Annotated in this window: 4 protein-coding genes and 3 pseudogenes; 2 read left to right on the plus strand and 5 right to left on the minus strand. The window is 43.4% G+C overall.

Annotated elements, in window-relative coordinates:
* Positions 1-224: 224 nt before the first annotated feature.
* The 4 genes and pseudogenes from ACFQ0C_RS31750 to ACFQ0C_RS31765 all read right to left on the minus strand — a co-directional run bounded on the left by ACFQ0C_RS31750 (position 225) and on the right by ACFQ0C_RS31765 (position 2,295).
* A complete protein-coding gene (locus tag ACFQ0C_RS31750) occupies positions 225-449 on the minus strand; it encodes a DUF2087 domain-containing protein (RefSeq protein ID WP_379372892.1) in 225 nt (74 codons plus the stop codon).
* 73 nt (positions 450-522) lie between these two features.
* Positions 523-756 (minus strand): annotated as a pseudogene (locus ACFQ0C_RS31755) (ArsR/SmtB family transcription factor); the annotation flags it as partial.
* Between the two features lie 252 nt (positions 757-1,008).
* Positions 1,009-1,452, minus strand: coding sequence for a cell wall hydrolase (locus ACFQ0C_RS31760; protein WP_171653909.1), 444 nt, complete (start codon positions 1,450-1,452; stop codon positions 1,009-1,011).
* A 224-nt stretch (positions 1,453-1,676) separates the two neighbouring features.
* Positions 1,677-2,295 (minus strand): annotated as a pseudogene (locus tag ACFQ0C_RS31765) (dihydrofolate reductase family protein).
* A gap of 417 nt (positions 2,296-2,712) precedes the next feature.
* On the opposite strand from ACFQ0C_RS31765, the pseudogene ACFQ0C_RS31770 reads away from it, so the two are divergent.
* Positions 2,713-3,776: pseudogene (locus ACFQ0C_RS31770) on the plus strand (IS110 family RNA-guided transposase).
* 344 nt (positions 3,777-4,120) lie between these two features.
* Here the strand turns inward: ACFQ0C_RS31770 and ACFQ0C_RS31775 are convergent.
* Entirely contained in the window at positions 4,121-4,504 is a 384-nt protein-coding gene (locus ACFQ0C_RS31775) for a winged helix-turn-helix transcriptional regulator (RefSeq protein WP_379372895.1), read from the minus strand.
* A gap of 237 nt (positions 4,505-4,741) precedes the next feature.
* Here ACFQ0C_RS31775 and ACFQ0C_RS31780 point away from each other — a divergent pair, with 237 nt between their 5' ends.
* On the plus strand, positions 4,742-5,347 hold the full coding sequence (locus tag ACFQ0C_RS31780) for an NAD(P)H oxidoreductase (RefSeq protein ID WP_379372897.1): 606 nt from the start codon (positions 4,742-4,744) through the stop codon (positions 5,345-5,347).
* Positions 5,348-5,655: the final 308 nt, after the last annotated feature.

The following is a 5,655-nucleotide window of genomic DNA, read 5'->3' on the forward strand; positions in this document are numbered from 1 at the left end:
AACAGAAACCAGCTCCTCCTTCTCTTCTTCTCTTCAACTTACTACAGGGTGAAATCCTGCGAATTCATGAGCCTGAGTGAGGAAACTGAATCATTTCGAGGGAGCGTAATCGTGGGTTTCTCGGCGTCGTTATTTCAAAGAGGTGTTCCTGCTGGCTTAACGGGAATTATAGTTCTTCCCATTTGGCCCACATTTCCTTTGGATTTAGTTCATATACTTCATTCTCACGATACATGTAATCCTGCATGATGAATTCTCATCGTATCGTTGCGTTGATACTTGTTGATAAATTCGTTGATCTCTTTTTTCGTATATTTCTTTCCTTTTTCCTGATTTGAGGCCAGCTGCTCCAGTACAATCAGTTTTTTCCTATATTGTCTAGGAATACGCTTCAATTTTTCGTAGGCAGAGAAGAAAGAATTCAATACGGACTGTTTAAAGCTTCTCAAGTTTCCCTGTTTGCTGCTGTTGTTCTTTGACTCTCGTTTTTTTGAAAAAAGGATCTATATCGCGTTAGCATTCTGTTACAAAAAATAGTCATTAAGAGAGAAATAGTTCGTATTCTTTTCTCTTCTTTCGCTTATTAGACTCGCTTCTCTCAGTTTCATCGCATGATGGGTTATCGTTGGGGGCGAGACGCTTAGCTTTTCCGCTAACTTGCCCGTGCATTTCTCCGTCGGCAAGTAGAATAAGCATTCGTATGCGAGTCGGATCAGCCAGTGCTTTATGGTAATTCACAATTTTATCGAGTTGGATACAAAGCCCCCGTCTATTGCAAATCACGACATATGAGTTATTGTCGGTTGACAAGAACTTGATGTCATAAATGACAAGAACTTTATCCCATTCCCGACATAAAAACAACGTCAAAAATTTTGACGTTGTTTTTAATAATTTGTATGTTACACAGTCAAAGCCTGCATTTTTATATGAAGTTAAAATAAAATTACCATAATCCGGCTGTGACAAGTCAGGTTAAGAGATCCTGTGCTCTTTTCGTTTATAAAATTAATACGTATTATATACACTTTCACATTCTTCCACGGTCGGTTGATAAAAACAGTGCTTCTTCCATCGTCCTACGAGCGGTTGATTATACCAAGTTGGCGGACATGGTCCGGGATTATCGAACGTTCCTGGGCGGAAATACCATAGGGAGAATTCTGCTGGCCAATTCCGTTCCCCATTTACAGCCCGTTGCGCCAGACGGCGTTCCCTCTCTCTTGCGTTTTGATAGTACATACCATGTTGCAACGCTTCGAACGCATGCGGCTGGTTGATCATTTGGGGAATTGTCCGGATTCCTTTAAAATCGGAGCAATTCGCTATTATTCGGTTAATGCCAACATTTCCAACAAGGAGCATGCCCGTTTCGCCTTCGGTCTCAGCTTCAGCTCGAAGCAACCTTGCCAACATATTAATATCCTGTTCCCTGGCTTTTACGACTGCCATTGGCTCACCTCTTTAGATTTCTTTCTATCCTCATCATATTGTAGGTGAAGCGGATGTATTACTCTGCCAAAATAGAAAGCCCTAATACTTTTACGTTATGTAACCATTGTCGGGAATGAGATAAAGTTCTTGTCATTGAGATTTGACAAGAACTTTATCCCATAAAACAAAAATGCTGCGATTTACGCGACATTTAATGAGATAAAGTTCATGTCATCCGACAGTTATATAGCCCATTTTTTAATAATAATATCCATTAAATCTTGATTATCAAGAGTCTGATAATAGAGACCAATGGCTCCGGAATCGAACGTTTTATTTTCGATAAGTTTAAGCTTGGTCTTCTCTTTGAGTCCTTGAAACAACGGCAGCCCGCTGCCGATCAGGACAGGAGATACCGTGATTTTGTACTCATCGATAAGATCAAGACCCATCACGTGGTGCGCAATCCCGGGACTGCCGAGTATGACAATATCTTTTCCTGGCTGCTCCTTCAAGTTCAGGATTTCTTTCTTGACATTCTCTTTCACCAGTCTGGAATTGTTCCATTCCACTTTATCAAGCGTCTTGGAAAAAACAATTTTGGATGTTTGCTCAATCCACGCGGCATGCTCCCAGCTCATGCTCCGAACTTGAGGGGTTCGATGGCACCGTGGGCCAATAGCTGAGCATCATTTGATAAGTACCTCTACCCCAGAGGACGGTGTCGGCTGTACTCAAAATTTGCGCCGCGTGCTTCGCTAAATCATTATCGTAGGAAACCCAGCCAATGTCCATTGAGCCATTAGGCCCTTCTACAAAACCGTCAAGCGATGCATGCAAAAATAAAACAAGCTTTCTCATTTAAGTTCTCCTTTGTTCATGTGATATAAGGGATTGACTACATGTTACCATGTAAAGGTTTGGATGTTTCTTATGAATTGCGAATCTAACCTGCCCATTAGCACAACGCGGCTGCCGATTCTTGCTGGCAGCCACGTCTAAATTGTTTATGAGACTATAGTTTCCCGTTAGCCACCCATGCCCCTCTCGGGGCACCACAGAATAATGAAAATTTTGGTGCGGTGTTTTATACTATGTTTACGGCTGGTGAGGAAGGTCGTTACGCTATGGTGTCACGAACCCATCCGTTAGTCTGACTACGACGATCACGGTGCACCACGGTATGTCGCTCCTTTTTGGAAGCACACGGGGTAGAGTAATCCTATTCTGGTTGTTGCACCAGTCCTCAATTTTCATTGCCGTAGAAAGGTGAATGTTATGGATGTCCTGATCGAACGCGCTTGTGGTTTGGATGTTCACAAGAAGTCCATCACTGCTTGTGTTTTGACGCCCGATGGAAAGGAGATTAATACGTTTCGTACACATACCGTTTTCCTGTTCGACTTGATCGACTGGATCAAGCAGCATCGCTGTACACACGTGGCCATGGAGAGTACCGGCGTTTTCTGGAAGCCCGTCGTCAACCTGCTTGAAGCCGAGGAGATTCAGTTTCTTGTCGTTAACGCCCAACACATCAAGGCAGTCCCCGGCAGGAAGACGGACGTGAAAGATGCGGAGTGGATTTGCAATCTGCTGCGACATGGGCTACTGAAGCCTAGTTATATTCCTGACCGTAACCAACGTGAACTTCGCGAATTAGTCCGTTACCGTCGCAGCCTCATTCAGGAACGCTCCCGCGAACATAACCGGGTCCAAAAGGTCTTGGAAGGCGCCAATACATTATGGGCGTGAGCAGCCGCGATATGATGGGTGCCATGATCGAGGGCGAAGAAGATCCAGAAAAGCTGGCAGCCTTTGCACGGCGGACACTAAAGAAAAAGAAAGAAGAGCTGGAATTAGCCTTACGCGGCAACATGAGTGCCCACCAGCGGATCATGCTGAAAACCATGCTCACGCACGTCGATTTTTTGAATGAGCAGATTCTCGAACTGGATACGGAGGTAGCCAAACGGCTCGACCCTTTTTAGCAAGACCAAAATGAAAGTACCGGAAAACGTAAATCCTCGAAAACTCGCAAAGGCAACAAATATCTCCGAGCGGCACTGATCGAAGTCGCCCACTCCGTATGCAGATCCGACAACTACCTGGGAGCACAGTACCGGCGCATCGCCGCCCGAATAGGGAGACACCGAGCAGCCGTAGCTGTTGCGCACTCGATCATGATCATCGCTTACCATCTCCTTGCGCGCAAAGAGGGTTACAAAGATTTAGGCAGTCATTACTTTGAACAGCGACAGCAAGAAGTGATTGTTAGACAAGCCGTACGAAAGCTCGAGAATCTTGGTTTTCAAGTCACTCTTTCTAATTCGGAAGCCTCTTAACTTCATCATGTTTCATATATTCCTATGAAGCCCAGCTTTTAAAAACCATTAAAGCTGGGCTTAGCTTCGTGCTGCCATTTTTGGGTTTGTGCTAAGAGTAATTTTCGGGGTAGCGTAACGATCGATCCTCAAATTTTGCTTTTTTTCTCAGTCAGGAAAATAAAGGGATCTACATATTAGTTATGTATAATATGTAGATCCCCTTATTTTAATAAATTTTCCTCAACCAAGGTCTTGATAATGGAAAGTCTATTAGTTTATTATCTTTTAACAACAGTCCGTTCCGAATTGCAATATGGGCTCGAACCGTGGAAAATCCGAAAAGACGCCGCGGCTCAATGTACTTATTTTACTTTAAGGCTTTTGCTAATATCGGAGTAACTGGATACCTTTCCATTCTGTATAAAAACCTGTGAGCACCCAAAACCAAGCGATGTTGTATTATACGAATCCGGAGTTCCCATTACCGCAATTACTTCCTCGATTGTGGAACCGACTGTGTAAACTTTTCGTGCAATAATCTCATCCTTTTCCAGGCCTCTTAGTTGAGTGGTCAGCATTTTTTGCGTAATGCCGGGCATTAACCGTCGAAGCTCAGACGTCCGTTTCCGTCCTGTCATCAAATGATAGATGATTAAAGGCTTCCATTTCCCCCCCATGACTTCTAATGCCGCCTCCACACCAACTTTATACTTCTTTTGAACACTATTTTCCCTCTTTTCAGTCATCAATTACCCTCCGTAAAAGTTTTTGCTAGGAACATAACATTCGTTCACTCATCCGTTATTCTGGTAAGTTTCTAGGGCATCTATATCTAGGGCACTTCTATGTTCCTATGGCACCTGTATCATCCTATAGAACTTGAAAGTGCGTACTTCCGGATTATTTTAATACTGTTTATAATAGCATCAGCCATTGATAATGGCTACAAATTGGATGTTGAGAAAGGTAGGGAAGATACAGGTATGAGAGTATTAAGCGTTGTTTCGCACCCGAGAGAGGATTCTCTGACCTTTAAGGTTGCCGATCGTTTCGTACAAGGTCTTGCCGAGGCCGGCCACGACTATGAGATATTGGATTTACACCGGATTGGCTTTGATCCTGTTTTAAAAGGAGTAGATGAACCTGATTCGTCAGCTGCGAAACAGTCCTTTTCTCCTGAGGTGGAACTTGAAATAAGGCGCATGAAGGAGCATGATGCCTTAGCATTTATTTTTCCAATTTGGTGGTGGCATTTGCCAGCCATGCTAAAAGGTTATATTGACCGTGTATGGAACAATGGGTTTGCATACGGTTCGAACCAGCTTCATCATCAGCATGTCTTGTGGATTGGTTTGGCGGGCGCTTCCAAAGAACAGATGAAAAAGCGTAACTATGATGAAATGATTACTCATCTGCTCAATGTGGGAATTGCAGATTATTGCGGTGTTTCCAATTCAAAGGTTAGTTTATTATACGAGACTTTGAATTCTAATCCTAAGCATTATGAGATGCTGCTTAACCAAGCCCATCACTTAGGGTTGAATTATGCAAAGGAACAGAAGTCTCAAGTTAACTCTGAACTCTATTGACTCTGTCCAAGGAAATGCGATAACCAATAAAGTGAATCTGAATCTTATTTGAACAGAGAATTTTCAAATTAAATTGAGCACACTTTGTCAGAACGCTGGAGTTCCCGCAACGTTGTGTACGTCCTTTTTCTTTTTCATTGGCACTTATTCAAACGGAAATGTAGGTATTTCGCTAACGGAAAACGTTAGTTCAGAAACAGCGACAGTCTAGGACTTGCGCGCCTAGCCAAGCTAGGCACAACTTGCCGGTGAAAGTCCGGTCGGAGTAAAGGCCAAGCTGCTCCGTAGCTAACAGACGGCTTGGAAGA

Source organism: Paenibacillus sp. GCM10027630 (assembly GCF_042676305.1).
In the GTDB taxonomy this organism is placed as follows: domain Bacteria; phylum Bacillota; class Bacilli; order Paenibacillales; family NBRC-103111; genus Paenibacillus_S.